We start from the raw sequence: 19,287 nt of genomic DNA, 5'->3' as shown, positions 1-19,287 counted from the left end.
GAGCTAAACAGCTCACTTTATCTTCATCACGAGCGGATAATAATAAGTAACTTTTAACGGTTATCCTTTATTACCAGCCGGGGTTTTGGGTAAGATTTGGGTCGGTTTGTAAACTCTCTGTTGGTATAGGCCACAAGTAATGCTTGGCAGGATTAAAAGTGCGCACTACCAGTTTCAAAAACGCGGTATTACCGGCCGCGAACTTAGCGCCACGTACCTCGTTGCCCGGCGGATGGTTCAGCACGGTTTCGGCAATTTTCCAACGTTTAATATCGTCGTAACGTAACGATTCGAATGCCAGCTCGCTCCTTCTTTCGTTTCTCACCTGGTCAATCATAGTCATGGTGGTATTACCCGGATAATTTAAGGCAACACTTTTGGTGAACCCTGCACGCTCACGTAATTTTTTAATGGTATTATCCCAAACGGTCGCGTCCATTTGGCCCTGCATGGCTTTCGCTTCAGCCTCCATCAATAATACTTCGGCCCATCTTTGTATAATGATGTTTTCGCCGTAGTTGAAGGTGCCGTTATCGGCAGTAGGGTCAAAATATTTGCGCCAGTAATAACCCGAAGTGGTAGCTGTAGGGCCTGCTTCATTCTTTTTATTAGAAGCATCGGGCGCTGTGCCCGGTTTAATATAAATAATTTGCGAGTTGCCCAGGTTGTTTACCCAAACATATTTATCATATACTACGGTATAACCCAAACGCGGGTCGCGGTTGGCATACGGGGCATTATCAACATCATACCCTGAACCGGCTTCAAATATGTTCTTACCATCTAAAGTAAGAAAGCTCTCTACCAGGTCCTGCGTTGGCACCAGGTTGTTGTTTGTAGCGGCGGTAGCATTTGGCCCGGTATAAAACGGTCCAAAATCGGCCCAGTCGGTCCACCTGCGATCTTTCGGCTGGTAACCAAGATCTGATATGATCTCAGAATTATATTTATTGGTTGCCGAAAATATATCAGGAAAAGAGGCCTGTAACGAATAATTACCGTTGACGGATTGGTTGTTCATTAAATCCTCGCAAACTGCCGAGCACTCTGCCCAGCGGGCATTGTATAATAATACCCTTGCCTTCATGGCCTTGGCAGCGCCTTTGGTGATACGACCTTTATCCGCGGCAGCAAAGTCTTCCTTTTTTGGCAGATCGGCAGCGGCAGCGTCCAGTTCAGTTAGTATAAAAGTTACCACCTCAGCTTTTGGCGTTTTGGGGGTTACTTTTGCTTCTTCAGGTGTTTGCACTTTGGTAATCAAAGGCACGTCTCCAAAAAAGTTGGTCAGCCTGAAATACGCGTGGGCACGCAGGTAACGGGCCTCGGCTTTCATGCGGGTTATTAACGCGGTACCAAGAGTGGTGTTCTTGTCTACATTCTCTAAAAACAAGTTACACGACCTGATATTGGTGTAATAGCTTGCCCACTCATACTTAACACGGTTAATGCCGGGGTTAAAGTTGGCATCGCTGCCGCTTGATATTTGTGTAGGCGTACCCACGTTCACATCCAGCGGGCAAAACGCGTTATCTGAAAGTGCTTCATTATAAAAATACGCCTGCGACGCGCTGCTTGAGCCTCCATAGCCACCGCTGATCTGCTGGCTGTAACAGGTAGACAGGGCATTAAAAGCATTGGCATTTACCTGCCAAAAGTTATCATCGGTGTACACATCTTTCCTGCTCACGTCTAATTTTTTACAGCCAAACAATGCGGCCGTAACTAATATGATGATGGTTGTTTTATTTAAATATCTTAAACGCATAATGATTGATAATTAATTGTTAAAAAGTTAAGTCTAAGCCCATACCGTAAAAAACCGGCACAGGATATCCCCTTGGGCTATTGGCACCCACGGTATTATCCAGGTTGTTGCCAAATTCGGTCCCTTCCGGATCGGTAAACTTTAATGGTGAAACAGTAATTATGTTTTGCGCTGTGAAATATACGCGAGCCCGTTGTAAACCTGCTTTTGACAGCCATTTTTTAGGGAAGCTATAGCCTACCTGCAAATTTTTAAGCCTGCCATAAGCGGCATTAAACAAGTACATATCTGAACCGGTACGGTAGTTATTGTTGTTTGAAACCGTTCCGTTTTCGGCCAGGCGCGGATATTTGGCATCGGTATTTTGCGGTGTCCAGAAATCGCTTGAACTGTCATATATCGTTCCGCCGTAATTGCTAAAGTGATATGGCTCTATCAGCTCGCCACGTATAAAGGCATCACGCTTAAGCACACCTTGTATAAATATGGTAATGTCAAAGCCTTTATAGTTCGCGTTGTAATTAAAGCCAAAGTTGTATCGGGGGAACGGGTCGCCAAGCACAAATTTATCCTGCGCGTCAATTTTTCCATCGCCATTCTTGTCAACAAATTTCCAATCGCCGGGGCCAAGGCCTGTTGTGTAATTTGCAAACCTTGGGTAGCTGTCAACCTCGGCCTGTGTTTGATATAAGCCATTGGTTTTGTAACCCTGGTAAACAGTGATCGGGTAGCCTACCCTGCGCACAAACTCAAACTCTTCACGTTGAAACACGTTTTCGGTTTGACCAAAACTGAAAGCCAGCAACTTGCTTTTTGCATCAGCAATACTAAACGTAATGTTTTGCGAATAAGCGCCACGGGTTGAATAGGTAATTTTAGCCTCCCAACCGCGGTTTTGCACCTTTGAAACATTGTAAGACGGGAAGCCTGAACCAAAAATGGTAGGCACATCCTGCCTCGATGCCAATATATCGCGTGTTACTTTGTTAAAGTAATCGAGCCCTACAGTTAGCTTTCCGTTAAAGAAAATACCATCAGCGCCAATATCAAAGGTCGCAGCTTTCTCCCATGTAAGATCGCGATTGGCCAAATTTTGAGTGGAACCGGCTGTTGCTACATTGTTAAAGGTATAAACGTTGGCATTGGTATTATATGAAGATACAAACTGGTATGGGTTAACGTTTTGGCTGCCCAGTATACCATAGTTTGCTCGTATGCGGATATCGCCAACCTTATCCTTAAAATGGCGCATAAAGTTTTCTTCAGTTAAGCGCCACGAACCACCTATAGATGGGAAATATCCCCAGCGTTTATTTTTCGGAAAGTTTGATGAGGCATCAGCCCTGAAAGTTCCGTCGATAAAATATTTATTGGAGAATGAGTAGGAAACACGGCCAAAATACGAGTTAAGGCTGCTTTCGTTAGTATTGCTCAGCGAGTTGTACGAGCCATCGTTCGGGTTACCCGGATCGATGATGGTTCCGCTTGTAGGCACACCTAAAAGTGAATCGGTCAGTGATTTACGCACACCATTACCTTCAGATGTAAAAGACTCATTAGCCACACCAGCCAAAACATTGATATAATGATTACCTATGGTTTTGGTATATTCGGCTATGAGGTTGGTATTGGTAGCAAGCGATTTAGCATTATAATTGGCTGTTTGCCTGCTTGAGTTTGATTCGCCCGTAGGGAAATACTTCAGATCTACCTGCCGCTGCAATTGCGAACCGGCCTTTACCGTACCACCAAATACCGCGCGGATCTTTAAATCAGGCGTTATAGAATAACCTACGTTAAAGGCTCCGTTTATTTCATCGTTATTGGTATACCTGTACCCACCCTGGCGCAGCAACGCAAGCGGGTTTGATGTTACGAAACCTGTAACATAACGCCCCTGCGCATCCTGAAAGCTATCGGTTAAAGGTGCACGTATCACATCGCCTACCACATCATTAAACGGTTCGTTAAATTGTATTTTGGCGTAGGTAAGATTCCACCCGGTACTGAATTTACCCAGTGTTGCCGTTTGATTAAGGCGGAAGTTAAAACGGCGCAAACCATAAGTGCCGTTCAGCTCGCTTTTTTCAAAATAGCTGCGCTGATCAAAATAACCGAACGACATTAAGTAGGTACTGGTTGGCGAACCACCGCTGATACTCACATTCTGGTTGTTTTGCGGCGCGTTGTGCATAATGGTTTCCAGTCGCCAATCGCCGTCGCCTTTGGCTTTTATAGCGGCAAGCTGATCATCTGAATACTGAGCAGGCTTGCCCGAATTAGCCAGTGATAAATTCTTATCAAGGGCGTTATCATAAGCGCTTACCGGGTGAAAGGTAAAATGAGGTACCTGCGTACCATAAATACCATTGTAAGTAACGGTAGGTTTAGTGCCCAGCTTACCCTTTTTAGTGGTAACCAATATAACGCCGTTGGCCGAACGTGAACCATATATGGCTGCCGAACCGGCATCTTTCAGTACAGATATATTATCAATATCGCTTGGGTTGAGGGTATTGATATCGCCACCTATAATACCGTCTATTACAATCAGCGGATCGTTGTTACCGGTAGTACCCGTACCACGTATGTTGATATTGAACGAGCCGCCACCGGGATTCCAGCCTTTTTGCTGAATGGTTAAGTTAGGCGATTCGCCCTGAAGCGCCTGTATAGCACCTGTAACAGGGCGACCATCAACAGCCTGCGAGCCCGATACACGATCTACAGCGCCGGTTAGCGATACCTTTCTGGCTGTACCATAACCAATCACCACCACTTCGTTCAGGTTTTTGTTAGATGACAGCAGGGTTACGGTTAGCGCGGTTTTACCATCTACCGGTATTTCCTGCGTATCATAACCCACGCTGGTGAATACCAGCACGGCATTACTTTCTACCGTGATAGAAAACTTACCGTTAATATCACTCACCGTTGCCTCCTTGGTTCCTTTTACGGTGATACTCACCCCGGGTAGCGGGCCCTGCGAGTCGGATATTACCCCTTTTACCACTATGGGGGCGGCAACAAGTAAAGGAGCTACGGTAATAAGTCCGTTTTCCTGAACGTTAATTTTAAGGTTTGAATTTGCTATCGCTTTTTCAAGCACCTCAATTACTGCTATGCTATCGGCTTTTAGCGTGATCTGCTTTTTAGGAATATCCTGTTCACTGTATAAAATGCGGATACTCCCCTTTTTCTCCAATACAGAAAACACCTCTTTAAGCGACGCGTTCTTTAAATCTACACTGATTTTCAGTTTTTGAGAGTAACTGTTTGCTGACACCTTAATGCAAATTGCAAAGGTTAAGAATAGGGTCCACTTCAACATTAAGACGAATTTATTGGGGCATAGGACAGCAAATAGAACTTTTTTTAATAGTTCCGTTTTTTTCATAATTTTGGATTTTACGGTTAAAAATTGGATTTAGCAGTTATACTGCTCATGAAGATGAAAGGCAGGGATGTTGGAAGCATTCCTGTCTTTTCTTTTTTCAGTAAATGGTTACGTCATTGTTATCTATTTTAAAGTTAAACTGTTTGATTGTTTGCATTGCTTTTAAGGCTTCGCCAAGCTTTTCATTGGTAAATACACCGGTAAACCTGTAAGCAAGCACTTTGCTATCGCTTACCTTAATTTGAATACCATACCACTTTTCAAGCCTTGGTACCAGTTCTTCAAAAGTCTCATCCTGAATGATCAGCCTGTTCTCTTTCCACGATGTTTCGGTAGTATATTGTTCATCGCCTACCTGTAATGGCGTAATATTGCCCAGCCTGATGGTGAGGTTACGCACAGGATCAGGATCGGCCGCGGCTTGCTTGGCCGGAACCTTCTGTTCAATAAGGTCAAATTTCTCTGAAGGTTTTAATTTTATTTTGGAGTAGTTTACATTATTTACCGAAAGTTCGATAGAACCACGAATAAGCGTTGTTGTTGATTTTTCGGCATTAGGGTAAGCCTCCACGTTAAAAGCTGTACCTAATACTTTGATAGATATTTTGTCGGTATTTACAATAAAGGGGTGCTGTTTATTATGGGTAACATCAAAATAGGCTTCTCCGACAAGTTTAACGGTACGGGTTTCCTTATTCAGCATGTCCCCTTCGTACGATAACTGGCTTTCGGAATTTAGCCAAACCCTGGTACCATCGGGCAGCTGAAACTGTTTACGCATGCCTTTACCTGCCATAATGGTTGTAAAAGCTTTATTTGACGGTGCCCGGTAAACCTTTTGCAGCATTAAACCTATTACTAACAAAAGCGGCAAAATAAGCAGCACTAATTTGAGCCTTAGGCTGCCCCTATCCGGCGGAGATATTAAACCATCATTTTCGGGTGAGGTAAAGTCTAATTCGTCTTTAAACCGGGCAATATGCTTTTCGTATTGCGAATTAATTTTATCGGCTTGTTGTGCAGTATCGGCCGATGGATGCCATAGTTCCTTTAAAAATTCTTCGTAGTAAACAGCGTCATGATGCTTATGAAGAAGATCATTTAATTCCCTTAATTCGTCGGCAGTGGCTTCGCCGGCAATTTTACGGGTGAGTAATAAAGTGATTCGTTCTTCGTACATACAGGCTGTTATAATTGGGTAACTACAACAAGGACAAAAAAATTCACCCTATTCCCTATTCCGCCTGAAAATAAATTTGATTAATATTTTGACAGGTTAAATTCCTGCTTTAAAGCGGCTGTTATTTTGCGTACAGCGGCTACCAAATGCGCGTCTACCGTTTTTACAGAGATATTCAGGATCTCGCCGGCCTCCTTGTACGAAAAGCCATCCTCGCGCACCAGTTTAAAAACCAGCTTACACTTGGCAGGCAAGCCTTCGGTTACTTCCTTTATTTTTTCTTTAAGCTCGGTGTACATCAAAATTTCTTCGGGCGAGCGCTCAAACATGGCCAGGTTAACGTCAATATCATCCAGACTGATCAGTTTATGACGAGCCTGCTGTTTTAACACATTTAACGACAGATTTTTGGCGATAACAAAGGCGTATACCTTTATATTTTGCACCTCGGTTAACAACTCCTTTTTACGCCAAATGGTGATCATCACGTCGCTGGCTACTTCTTCCGCCAGATCTTCCGATTTCAGCAGGGTAAATGCAAACCCCTTAAGGCACGGAAAAAGCGCATTAAATAACCGACGGTAATCTTGCTCGTTTTTAAAAACTGCAACATTACGCAACAGATCGTTCAACTGATAATCCTTGGGAGTCATGGATTGTTGGTTATTAAATTGGTTTAGCAATCTAAAAAATTAAAATGTAATCTGAAACTTTTTGTAATTTTTTTGTTGCAAAACTTTTATAAACCAAAATTTCAACGAAACAATGCCCTACTAAATTACCGCCCGAATGGTGAATACCTATTTAATCTTTACCGCTACCTGGGTATCGTTCTTAATTAATTGGTCAACAATACTTTTTCCATCCTGAAGAACCCTCAATCTGAGTTTATCTTTTTGACGTTTTAAGCTAATGTTTACATTAGCATTAAAGGCGCGGATGTTATTTAATTCTAAATGAGTCCACTTCGCTGGCAAATTGGGGCGCAAAAGAAAAGTATTGAAACTTGTAGGTTCAATACCTAACAAGCCCTCAGTAAACACGCGGCAATACAAAGCGCTTTCGGCAGAGAGGTGAGCCATCCCGTTCTCGGGCCAGGCTTCCACCACATAGGGTACACGGAAGCCGGTTAAACGGGTAGTTGAATACGAGGCAAGCCGCTCCAAAGCTCTATCAGCCGCTCCCGCCTTAAAAGCACCTCTAAACGCGTAAAGCGTCCCCCGGTCCCAAAACACCTTCGCGTCACTTTCATTGAGGTTTAATTCGGTAAGTACACCATTCGCCGACCATAATTTATTAAACAAGGCATCCAGGGTGCCATTTTTTCGTTCATTTAAACCTACTACCAAAGGGAGGCATATCCAGCTTCTTAACGTAGTATTTTCCTTATAATATTTGTAGGTATCGAGCCCATCCATTTTTGCACCGAAATATTTTTCGATAGCCTGCGATAGTTTTTTTGCACGAGCTTCGTAATCGGCAACTAAAGAAGTCGGCTTAGCCATTGCTTTGGCTAACCGCCCGGCCTGAACTAATGCGCCGTAATACAGTGATGATGTTGACAGATTGGCCGAGCCCGTTTGAAACCGCCCCTCCAGTTCATCACTTTCTGAAGCTACAATTCCGTCGGGAGTAACCCGTTTTTTAGTGTATTCCAAACACCAGTTAATCAGTGGCCATATTTCCTCAGCTTTTGCCCTATCACCCTGCGCCAATAAATAATGGGTTGCTCCGTAAGCAATCATCGCAGCGTCGCCACGGTCATTTGCTCCAAAGGGGAAGGTTACATCTAATTCAAATGAGGCCCATATTTTACTCCCGTCTTTAGGTATATTTTGTTGGAATATCCGGTAGGCATTCATGGCTGCCTGTATACTTTTCTGATAACCGAGATAAGGAAAAAACGGGCCGCTATATTCAGCCTGATCATTAGCCCAGATACCTACGTAGTAATTGCCACCGCCCGGTGAATGAATCAAGCCAAGCCGCGACTTGAAAATACTCTCTGCCGCCCTGATCTTTGAAAAATAAAACAAGGTATTTATTACATCATCAGGTGATTTTAAAACGAGGTTGTTGGAAACACTGTCTAAAAATAAATCCCGGTTATGCTCTATGTCGGTGAAAGACCTTGCCGGCTCCGGCTCATCGTTTAATGTGGCCGTGAAGTAAATACCAAATTCGTATTTTTTACCGGGCGCAATAGTAACCTCGCGCTGTGCATCGGTAGTTATCTTTCTGTGATAGCGGCCATGCCAGCCTGCTTCTTCCTGATTCAGTTCTGTAACGCCAATCTCCAGCGTTTGTGAGTCTGAACTGGTATTGATCAGCGTCCATTTCTCTACAAAACACCGCTTATCCATAGATGGGAAGAAAGATCTTACTACCCTAACCCCATCCCTTGCTTTAAAATAAAACGCGATTTTACCATTAATACATACCGAATCCAATACACCGGTTTCCAATTTCTTTTTTTCAAGGGTGATCACCGGCAATATATCGTCGCTGTATTCAGACCGCAAATAAGCCCTGTACATCGACTCATTGGATTTGCTGTATTTCCGCAGCTGCGGAAAGATCACATCTCTTATAATTTGTACTTGTTTAGCCTGATCAACTTTATATTTCACAATTCCCGATACCAGCAAACCCGACATCTCCATATTATCGTCGTGGGGTAATCGCTTCTCATTTAAGATGCTCCAGGTTATTCCGTTACCGGCATTGGTGTGCCAAAAAATCTCATCCTGCTGGGCAAGATCCTGGCTTTTCGCCGGGTTAACAAAACAAAGCAATACACCAATTACCAGGCATGCTGAGATTTTGATTGGCGAAGATTTAATCAGGTTAAAGTTAAAATGGAATAGTGTCATTTTGGGCAGATCATATAAGAGGTGCCCTAAATTAATAAATCTGCACAAAATCTATCCACCTTTTACACCAAGGTTTAAAGGACTTTTCTTTTTTCTGACCGCTACTCCAATTTATGGAGACTGCAGGTATAATTAGAGATCTCGAAGTGGACTTTTATATAAAGTCATCTTGAACCTTTGAGTAAAACTATTCAGTATATCAACAGCCGATATTTACGCCATCATAACAAAGTGAAAATAAAGAACTGGTTTTAGTAATCGTTTCAGGCTGCTAATATTCACCTTGATTTTGTTTACAGTTTGATTTTTCTTTAGATCAACAATCCTTTCGTAAACCAAGGTAGTTTTAATACGTTTAAGGCCGAGCATTTTTGAAACTGAATATACATCCGTTCCAAATTCAAGTTGCAGGGTTGCATAAGTATGCCTAAAACTATGGAATGTTAACTAATTACTTCTTGTTTACTCCCCTATCCTGAAAAAGCGCTGATTTGCATAAATAATATCACCTATTGATAAAAAATTATTAAAACACTGATTTTCAGAAATATAAATTTGAATATTCAATTGTGAACGAAGGCTGTGAGTTGCCTGAACATTTGTTAATAAACCATGCCTGAAAGAAATTTTTATATACCGGTATTCTATTATTCATTATTTCTGTAGTGTTTTCATGTCAGCAATCATCGCATCAACAGATGATCAGCATACTGCATGATCTTACCAAAAAGAATTATAACGTATCGAACATATTTAGCCCCGAAACTAAGTTAAGCCAATGCAACAGCATGATTGATACACCGGGGAATGAGCATAATTTTGAACTGCTTGCAGAAAAAGCCTCACTTTTACTTAAAACGGGTAATGAAGAACAATCCGTAGCCATCTACGAGGGTCTGATCAAAGACCAACAAAGCTTATATTATAACAAATTCATGCCGTCGATGGCCTTAGCTTACATGCGGTTTGGGCGAACGCGGTAATTGCAGGCGTGTGCACAACGGCTCATCTTGCATATTCCCCATTAAAGATGGCGGGATACATCAACTCCAAACAGGTTCGTCAAAAGCAATAGCAATTTACGAGGGCATACTCCGCAAAAACCCGGATGATCTTGAATCGCGCTGGTTGCTTAATATCGCTTACATGTCGCTTGGCCGGTATCCGAATGTACCCGCCGAATACTTGATCCCCGGGTTAGCTACAGATACCGGTTTTAAAATAAAATCCTTTACTGATGTGGCTGCCGACGTTGGAATTAATATAAACGGACGTGCAGGTGGTACAATTACCGATGATTTTAATAATGACGGCTACCTGGATATTGTTACATCGGGGTTGGGAATTGATGATCCCATGCATTATTATGAAAATAACAAAAATGGCACATTTAGCGACCAAACCAAGAAAAGTGGATTAACTGGACTGACCGGTGGGTTAAACATCCAACAAACAGACTATAATAATGATGGTAACCCGGATATTTTTGTTTTGCGGGGTGCCTGGAGTGTTCAGGGATTTGGTAACCAACCGGCTTCGTTATTACGTAACAATGGCGACGGATCTTTTACCGATGTTACTATACCCAGCGGCCTGCTATTTTTTCATCCTACGCAAGCAGCCGTATGGGCCGACCTGAATAATGATGGCTGGCTCGACGTATTCATTGGCACAGAAAATTCGGGCAGAATGGATGCAGGTGGTACGCATGTATCTATGTTATACATCAATAACCACGACGGCACTTTTACAAATGTGGCTAAAGAAGCCCATTGTGATATCACCGCTTTTGTAAAAGGGGTTACATCTGCCGACTATAACAATGATGGGTGGAATGATCTCTTTATATCTACCCTCAACGGTAAAAAATACCTGTTAAAAAATAGCGGTAAAGCAGGTAACGTCCCTGTTTTTGAAGATGTGACTGTTGCATCAGGTATTGACAAAAACACCAACCGGACTTTTATAACCTGGTTTTACGATTATAATAATGATGGCTGGCCCGATCTGCTCATTGGCGATTATCAATTTGATAAAGCATTGGGTTATTACGCAGCAGCCGAAGCATTGGGCAAAACTGTTGCGGGAGCCGGAAATATTTTTTTATACAGAAACGAACACAATGGTACTTTCACCGATGTAACGAAAGAGACAGGTCTTGATAAGGTTGTGTACAGCATGGGATCAAATTTTGGCGACATTGACAATGACGGTTTTCCTGATATGTATTTTGGTACGGGGAACCCAGACTTCGGCTCGCTGGTGCCCAATAAGTTATTTAAAAATATCGACGGAAAAAGATTTGCCGACGTTACCCTTTCCTCTCGAACCGGTAACCTGCAAAAAGGCCATGGTGTGGCATTTGCCGATTTCAGGAACATCGGCGTACAGGATATTTTTATTGAAATGGGCGGCGCGTTCAGAGGCGATTCGTACACCAGTTCATTATATGAAAACCCCGGATACGGTAATAATTGGATAAGTATGAAGCTCGAAGGTGTAAAAGCAAACAAAGCGGCCATTGGCAGTCATATAAAAATATCATTTACCGAAAACGGAATAAACAGAACAGTTTATAAAGATGTTAATTCGGGTGGCAGTTTCGGCTCATTACCATTGCGGCAGGAAATCGGCATTGGTAAAGCATCTATGATAACTGAAATAGAGATAAAATGGGCCGGTAGCCAAACGCTGCAACGTTTTAAAAACATCACACCGAATCAATTTTTGCACATAACAGAAGGCAGCAATGCAATCAATATCATCCCTTTAAAAAAACTAAGTTATCGTAAACGATCTTCGGTAGCGGTATGTATGCCGGTTGGCGGGATTTAGCTTTGTACCATTTGCACAATTGCGTACAGCATTGTAAATGATAAAACACACAAATGGCAATTACGCCCCTGTTTAACCACTTTTTTGCGCATACAATTCCGTATGCAGCAGATACCATTTTTAATTACCCAATTAGTACCTAAACCTATAAAAGGGTAATAACTAATGCATAGCAGATAATTTCCGTAAAAAGTAATAATCAATTATTTAAGAAAATTGCTTTGGTATTTAAGCGGCCTTAAAAAGCAATAACCGAAGATAGTATGGCTTTGGTGTACGCGTTTAATCTGCTCTATCAAATTCCTGAACAATTATAAACCAAATAAATATGTACAAACTCTCTATCACTGCAACTGTAAAAGCACTTTTCTGTATATTGTTTCTAACAGTATTAGTGTCCGTTAACGGCTGCAAAAAACAAGCCACCAAACCAAACAATCCCGAAACACCCGTTGTAAAGCCCGAACCTGAGTCACTTAAAATATATAAACCGAAAGAGATGCAGAATATGAACTGGGATTCGGACACCAGCAAGTTCTGCTATGCTCGTTCAAAACAATCAGATCACTTTATTCTCTTTTGGTCTAAAGAATACGGAAAAGACCTCCCCTCTGCAAGTACAGTACCCGATGCCTACAGGGTAGACATTGAAGACCTTTTAAGTAAAGCGGAAATCTTTTACGACCTGAACGTGAATAAGCTCAAATTTGCCGACATCAGCAGCGGAACTTCCAACCTGGGTAAATACAAAATGATGATATTTCTTTACCATCAGGATACCTGGCTGGCAACAGGCGCGGGATACGATGATACCATTGGCGCGTTATGGGTGAGTCCGTCAACCTGCCAGCCCGTAAGTTCGGTCATCGCTCATGAGATAGGCCATAGCTTTCAATACCAGGTGTCATGCGACCTGGGTTTGACACATGGTTTCAGATATGGATACGGAACGGATGCTTCCGGCGGCAACGGGTATTGGGAACAAACCGCGCAATGGCAGGCCTACCAGGCTTATCCGGCAGAAATATTTACTAACTGGCAATTTGCAGGATATTTCAAGAACTACAATAAACATGTTATTCATGAAGATTATCGTTATGCCAGTTATATCCTCAATACCTTTTGGGCGCAGAAACACGGTATAGATATCGTCGCCAAAATATGGCGGCAATCGGTTAAGCCCGAAGATCCGATCCAGGCCTACCAAAGATTAACAGGAATTGATAACGAGAAATTTAATGATGAAGTTTACGATCAGGCCAGCAAAGTAGTTACCTGGGACTTGGATGTTTTGAGAAGCTATGGCAAATCATATATAGGGAAAATGGATTATAAGATGACCGCGCTGAACGACGGATGGTTTCAGCCCGATTACAGTTTTTGCCCGCAAACAACCGGGTTTAATGTGCTCCCACTCAATGTACCCGACGGAAGCGCGACAGTAACTGCTGATTTTGCGGGTATGGTGAATGCTGCCGGGTTTAATCAGGTCACCAATGCTTCCAACGCTGGTTGGCGATATGGTTTTGTGGCATTGATGAAAGACGGAACCCGGGTATACAGCAGCATGTTCAGTGCAAAAGAGGGTAAAGCAACTTTTGCGGTACCGGCTAACTCCGACCGTTTGTGGTTTGTGGTCACGGGAGCACCTAAAACCTATTCGCGACATGCCTGGGACGATAATAACAGCAACGATGAGCAATGGCCCTACAAGATAAAGTTTGCCAATACCAACCTTTTAGGCTACGTAAATCCGGGAACGGCTGCATCGCCTAAAGATGTATCTTTCTCTTATGATGTATCTATAACCCACGATAATATTAACTATGCCTCGGCGCAGGTAAGTGTTGATGTTTCAAAACTGATCAGTGCGTTTTTGTTGCAACCTGATCAACTGACCAGCCTGATGGGGTCGGGCATTAAATTTTATGCTATTGAAAGCAACGGAAAACTGAATGCCACCACCACAGCTAACGGATTTGGTCATTGGTTTGATGCCTCCGGTAACGTGATCAGCTGGGGCACGGGTGCAACGGTTTGGTCTGAATACGATGAGAAGAACTTTAATTTTACTTTGGGCCAATATCCAGGACACGTGAAGGCCGGTGATAAATTTATACTAAAGCAAGCCTTCGTATACACCACAGCAAACAATAAAAGCGCGCAGGCCACCTTTACATTTAATGTTACTATTTTGTAATAGCCTTCGGCGATTCAAATTAATCCCCTTAAGTTTCGGAAAACTTAGGGGGATTATTTACATTAGCTGATATGGAACAAGTGCTTAATTGCCTGGTGATAGACGACGATCCTGAAGTGAACGCCTATGTCTGCGAGATGGTTGATCAAACACCCTTCCTACGGCTGGCTGGCAGCTATAATAACGCGCCCGCTGCGCTCTACAAACTGGAGCACGAAGCTATTGATTTGCTGGTACTTGATATTAATTTACCCGGTATAGATGGCGTAACTTTTGCCGGTACCTTAAAGGCTGCCCCCGGTCTGCCGGCCCCCCGTGTAATCCTGATCAGCGGTTCCAGGGAATACGCGGTTGACGGTTATAAGGTAGATGCGGTAGACTATCTCGTTAAGCCATTTGCTTACGAAGACTTTTACCGTGCAGCCGCGAAAGCACGTGGCCTGATGGTTACACCTAAAACAGAACCCGCTGCAGATTACTTATTTCTAAAAGTGGAGCATGACCTGGTACGGGTAAATATCAGTGATATCAGTTACCTCGAAAGTTTTAAAGACTATGTAAAGGTATTTACAGGTGATAAGGTGATCACTGCGCTGTCTACACTCAAAGCGATGGAAGAGCGCCTGGCAGGTCATCGGTTCATGAGAATTCACCGTTCTTTTATTGTTAATCTCGACAAAATAGAAACCATTCAGCACCTCACTGTCCGGTTCGGCAATACAATTATCCCCGTAACCGAGCAGTACAGGGACGCATTCCGCGCAGCATTTCGCGATTGGCTTTAACGGATCGCAACGGCTTTTCGTCGGTTCGCGTACAGTTTCAGTCGAACCGCTTTGTCAACATCCTTCTCAAAGTGTTCATTTGATCAAAATTAAAATGAACGACCATGAAAAAGATACTATTTATTGCCCTGATGTTCGGTTTACATACTGTATGCTCGGCTGCAGATCAGAACGATTCAACCAAAAGGGATACTGCCAAAATCAATAAACAAGTACGTAAGCTAAATGAAAAGTTGAATGACTTGCAAGCGGAACTAACCAAAGTTCAGAACCGTTTACCTGATGAACAAAAGGCAGCGGAGGAAGCTGCGGAGGACTCTAACAAAGCACAGGAGAAAAGCCGTAAACAAGCTGCATCCGCAGTAGGCGGCGACGGTGGAGATACCCGCAAGGCTGCTAAAGCAGCTAAGAAGGCAGCCAATGAAACCAATGACGCGGAGGATGCAACCGAAAAGGTGGAGAAAGACCAGGAAAAGATAAAAGACCTGAACAAGGACATTGACAAAACCCGGGAAAAGATAGAAAAACTGCAACAGCAGGAGGTGTAAAACTTTTAACCTGTACCTGCGTTTTAGGTCGAACGATCCATGACAACAAAATCAGGCAATTTTACCGGCATCCTCAACCGGATGTTTATCATATTCCTGTCGTTCACTTTAATAGTGACGGCAGGATCTTTCATATTGCGTAATAGCATCAGTGTTAAGCTGGATAAACTAAGTGAACAATTGGAGGCCCCTTCTTATCAGCAAGATATCAGCGCCTTGCTGGTAGAGCTTGATCTGGCAGAAAATAGTTTTCAAAAAGCCAGTGCTGATGGTAAACCAACTGACCTGACTGCTTATCAGCATCGTCTGGACACGATCTTCCGGGGGATGACAGCGATCCTTGTTCATTATCAAAAAGGCGGAGATACGTTATTACCAGAGAGTCGCAGTCAACTTGAAAAAGGTTTACAGGAGAAACTGAAATTATCGCAACAACTGTTCAGCCTTCGCAAAAACTTTGATTCCCTTCTGCGCATAACTACGTTTGAAAGTATCCACCGGCCTGTTGATCAGAAAGATTTAAGGGAGATACCTAAATTCAGGGTAGATACGATCGTATCTACGCGTAAAGAAACCAATAAGTCTGGTATATTGCACAGGCTGAGAGAGGCACTTCGCGCCACGCAGTCTGTCAAAGTTGTCACCGTTCGCCAGCAGAACAGCATCAAACCCGGCCTCACCGGCAATGATGCCAAACGGCTGCTTGCCCGGCTTAGTTCCGAGTACGGCCGTATGGCCGTATCGGGCCAGGCTTTGGTTTTGGCCAACCTGAATCTGCTGACGCAACTCCGCCAGATCACCCGGCAGTTACAAGACATTGATCACATTGCCTATGAGCGCAGCAGGGAAGCCACTTTAAAAGCCTATGCTTCTGCCACACGTGACCTCAATACTTTCACCGGTGTTGCATTGGTGGCCGTGCTCATCTTTATCATTTTATTATTGCTTTATGTACGCAGAGCCGGCTGGGCAGAACGGCGCTTACGTGTAGAAAGCAGCCGTGCTATTAAACTGGCGGTACAAAAATCAGAGATCCTGGCTATTATGAGTCATGAGATCCGTAACAAGCTAATGGCGATCAACGGCGCTGTATTTACCCTGAAAAAGTCGCCGCTCTCGCCACAACAGGAACAAAAAGTTAGCGCTATCAATCTTGCTTCCGGATTGGTATTGGAAACCGTAAATAATGTACTGGATGCCAGCAAACTTGAGCAGGGCTATGCCGAAACCCGAAAAAGCGGACCTTTCAACCCAACTGAGGCTATCACAGAAGCGGTAGAAGCCATGCGTTTTATGGCAGAAAACAAAGGGCTGAACATTACGCTGCAATTAGCTGCGAACGCAGACACAACCGTCAACGGGGATAGTTTTCGCCTCAAACAAGTTTTACTTAACTTGTTAAGTAACGCTATCAAGTACACGAAAACGGGCGGTGTGAATATCCATGCCAAATTATTACCTCAAAACGAAGGACAACTGCTTGATGTGGAGGTAAGTGATACCGGTGCCGGAATTGCAAAAAACATGCAGTTAAAGTTATTTTCTCCTTATTACCAGGCTGGGTGTCAGCAGCCCGGTACGGGTCTTGGCTTGTACCTATGCCGTGAACTGATCCGTCAGCAGGGTGGTGAGATTAATTTGAACAGTGATTTAGGTTTAGGTACGACGATCAAGTTTAATATTCCTTACAGGTAAAATTCTCCATCATTTAAAACGACTTGAATGTAAAATGTCCTTGAGCGTATCTGATAATTGTGCTATCATCATGAAGTATACAGGTTAACACCCTATGGTTTTTAATATTTCAATCATAACCAAAAAAAGTAAATCCCGGTTGAACGAACCGGGATAAAAAAAGAAAAAAACATCTAAATTAGAAAATGTAAAAGATACTGGCCTGTATAGTATTGTTTTTAAAGTCGCCAAGGCTTGCGGATGGTGTTTCAGATACTTTTTGTATACCATAATAGTACCGCGCATCTATTCCTAATCCTATTTTAGATTGATAGCCAATACCGCCCACCGCACCGAAATCAACCTTTTTGGAGAATTTCAAATCAGTTATACCTCCAGCGTCTTTTTTTATTTTGAAACCTGCCTAATGGCGTCACGGAATTACAGAATATATCTTTTCCCCTACTACTGGCGGCAGTTTCTAAAAACCAACCTTGATGAAAAAAATCAGAGTTGATATCACCTGAATGCCAAGCGGAAATAGAAAATCACCTTAAGGAGCATAAAAAAGACTTTAATCAATAATTGGTTTTCTATATTAGAATTAACAATTAGAGTCATTTGCTATTGCGCTATTCGTAGAGTAAAAGACTTTTTAAAATGTAAATTACTGGTTCAGCATACAAGAGTTAAGGTCTATAATCCTAACTCTCCGCCAAAAAGAATTTTCTAAATTGAAAAAGCCCTTAATATCAAATTTAAGGGCTTTTTCGTTTTTTAATATATCTCCAATATTTGTTAAAATCAGTCGGAAAAGTTATCGAGCATAGTGAATGATTCGTAGTATCTGAACTTACGTGCCTGTCGCTATTATTTTGGCCATCAAAATGTTCATTAGATGGATACGTTAATTTAAAATTATTAATGTGATGATTTCCGTATTGCTAGTATAACGAATAAGAGTAGCAATACCATTTAGGAAGTACCCGGTTCTGTTTAAAAGGCCAGGCTTATTCTTAAATCAGCTTAACTGATCAATTAAAAGCTGACCTGAATTGTACGGGAGATGTCCTTGTTTTCATTTTGAACAGCCTGCTGAAAGATTGCGGATGCTCAAAACCTAATTGATAGGCCACTTCGCTAATGGTGAGAGTTGTGGTAGACAGCAATTCTTTCGATCTTTCTATCAGTATTTGATGGATGTGCTGCTGGGCGTTTAAACCGGTAAGCGAACGCAGCATATCACTTAAATAATTAGGGGTATAATTCAATCGTTCTGCCAGGTATTGAACGGTAGGTATACCGTTGCCAACCGGCTTCTCTTCATTAAAATAAGTATTCAACAACTCTTCCACTTGTTGAAGCAGCTCATTATTAACCACCTGCCTTGTAAGAAACTGGCGCTTGTAAAAACGTTTGGCATAACTTAGCAGCAATTCTATCTGGGCGATGATCACTTCGTGGCTAAAATCATCTATGCGGCTGTTAAGTTCCTCGCGGATGATGTTGTAAATAGCCAGCATGCTTGCCCTTTCCTGCTCGGAGAGGTGCAACGCCTCATTTGCAGCATACGAGAAAAAACCGAACTGTTTGATCTTCGCGGCCAATGGATACCCCTGCAAAAAATCCGGGTGGATGAACAGCGACATGCCTTCGTTATCCTGGTAAGAGCCTATATGGCCTACCACCTGATTGGGTGCTGTAAACAGCAAGCTGCCTTCATCAAAATCGTAATAACCCTGGCCATATCGGAATTTTCCGCCTAATTTGGTAACGAAGGTGATTTTGTAGAAACCAATAATATAACTGGTTGGCAGTCTGCACAGATTGATTAGTTGCGATGCATCCAGCAAACTGATCAACGGGTGACCGGGGCCGGGAACACCCAGCATGCGGTGGATCTCTGTGATAGTTTCTACCTTACTTATTTTTGAAGACTCGTTTTTCATTTTTTAAAGATAATAAGTATAACCGGCGACCATTATGCCGCCGGTTATAAATTACATTACAACTATTTTCGGTTAAAACTG

The 19,287-nt window shown here is 42.7% G+C and carries 13 protein-coding genes; 6 read left to right on the top strand and 7 right to left on the bottom strand.

Going from position 1 to position 19,287, the window contains the following annotated elements; all coding sequences use genetic code 11:
- Window positions 1-70 precede the first annotated feature (70 nt).
- The 5 genes from ABD894_RS00995 to ABD894_RS00975 all read right to left on the bottom strand — a co-directional run bounded on the left by ABD894_RS00995 (window position 71) and on the right by ABD894_RS00975 (window position 9,215).
- On the bottom strand, window positions 71-1,765 hold the full coding sequence (locus tag ABD894_RS00995) for a RagB/SusD family nutrient uptake outer membrane protein (RefSeq protein ID WP_345209109.1): 1,695 nt from the start codon (window positions 1,763-1,765) through the stop codon (window positions 71-73).
- A gap of 19 nt (window positions 1,766-1,784) precedes the next feature.
- The gene (locus ABD894_RS00990) at window positions 1,785-5,051 is read right to left on the bottom strand and encodes a SusC/RagA family TonB-linked outer membrane protein (RefSeq protein ID WP_345209108.1); all 3,267 of its coding nucleotides are present in this window, start codon (window positions 5,049-5,051) and stop codon (window positions 1,785-1,787) included.
- Between the two features lie 208 nt (window positions 5,052-5,259).
- The gene (locus ABD894_RS00985) at window positions 5,260-6,342 is read right to left on the bottom strand and encodes a FecR family protein (protein ID WP_345209107.1); all 1,083 of its coding nucleotides are present in this window, start codon (window positions 6,340-6,342) and stop codon (window positions 5,260-5,262) included.
- An 80-nt stretch (window positions 6,343-6,422) separates the two neighbouring features.
- Window positions 6,423-6,995: an RNA polymerase sigma factor gene (locus ABD894_RS00980; protein ID WP_345209106.1), complete on the bottom strand. Its 573-nt coding sequence runs from the start codon at window positions 6,993-6,995 to the stop codon at window positions 6,423-6,425.
- A 147-nt stretch (window positions 6,996-7,142) separates the two neighbouring features.
- A complete protein-coding gene (locus ABD894_RS00975; RefSeq protein ID WP_345209105.1) occupies window positions 7,143-9,215 on the bottom strand; it encodes a six-hairpin glycosidase-like protein in 2,073 nt (690 codons plus the stop codon).
- 698 nt (window positions 9,216-9,913) lie between these two features.
- Here ABD894_RS00975 and ABD894_RS00970 point away from each other — a divergent pair.
- From ABD894_RS00970 to ABD894_RS00945, 6 genes are all read left to right on the top strand, one after another.
- Window positions 9,914-10,198 (top strand): hypothetical protein, encoded by a 285-nt coding sequence (locus ABD894_RS00970; protein ID WP_345209104.1) that lies wholly within the window; start codon window positions 9,914-9,916, stop codon window positions 10,196-10,198.
- Entirely contained in the window at window positions 10,182-12,050 is a 1,869-nt protein-coding gene (locus ABD894_RS00965; RefSeq protein ID WP_345209103.1) for an FG-GAP-like repeat-containing protein, read from the top strand. Before ABD894_RS00970 ends, ABD894_RS00965 begins: the two co-directional genes overlap by 17 nt.
- Window positions 12,051-12,378: 328 nt before the next feature.
- Complete coding sequence (locus tag ABD894_RS00960) at window positions 12,379-14,250, top strand: DUF4859 domain-containing protein (RefSeq protein ID WP_345209102.1); 1,872 nt, start codon at window positions 12,379-12,381, stop codon at window positions 14,248-14,250.
- 71 nt (window positions 14,251-14,321) lie between these two features.
- A complete protein-coding gene (locus ABD894_RS00955; RefSeq protein ID WP_345209101.1) occupies window positions 14,322-15,035 on the top strand; it encodes a LytR/AlgR family response regulator transcription factor in 714 nt (237 codons plus the stop codon).
- 104 nt (window positions 15,036-15,139) lie between these two features.
- Window positions 15,140-15,583 carry a hypothetical protein gene (locus ABD894_RS00950; RefSeq protein ID WP_345209100.1) on the top strand — a complete coding sequence of 148 codons (444 nt, stop codon included), beginning with the start codon at window positions 15,140-15,142 and terminating at the stop codon, window positions 15,581-15,583.
- A 39-nt stretch (window positions 15,584-15,622) separates the two neighbouring features.
- Complete coding sequence (locus ABD894_RS00945; RefSeq protein WP_345209099.1) at window positions 15,623-17,278, top strand: sensor histidine kinase; 1,656 nt, start codon at window positions 15,623-15,625, stop codon at window positions 17,276-17,278.
- A 178-nt stretch (window positions 17,279-17,456) separates the two neighbouring features.
- On the opposite strand, the gene ABD894_RS00940 is transcribed toward ABD894_RS00945, so the two are convergent.
- Window positions 17,457-17,639 carry a hypothetical protein gene (locus ABD894_RS00940; protein ID WP_345209098.1) on the bottom strand — a complete coding sequence of 61 codons (183 nt, stop codon included), beginning with the start codon at window positions 17,637-17,639 and terminating at the stop codon, window positions 17,457-17,459.
- A 652-nt stretch (window positions 17,640-18,291) separates the two neighbouring features.
- Window positions 18,292-19,206: a helix-turn-helix domain-containing protein gene (locus tag ABD894_RS00935; protein ID WP_345209097.1), complete on the bottom strand. Its 915-nt coding sequence runs from the start codon at window positions 19,204-19,206 to the stop codon at window positions 18,292-18,294.
- Between the last annotated feature and the right edge of the window lie 81 nt (window positions 19,207-19,287).

The sequence above is a fragment of the Mucilaginibacter gynuensis genome (assembly GCF_039541195.1).
GTDB classification, from domain to species: Bacteria; Bacteroidota; Bacteroidia; order Sphingobacteriales; family Sphingobacteriaceae; genus Mucilaginibacter; species Mucilaginibacter gynuensis.
This window is presented reverse-complemented; position numbering and strand designations above follow the sequence as displayed.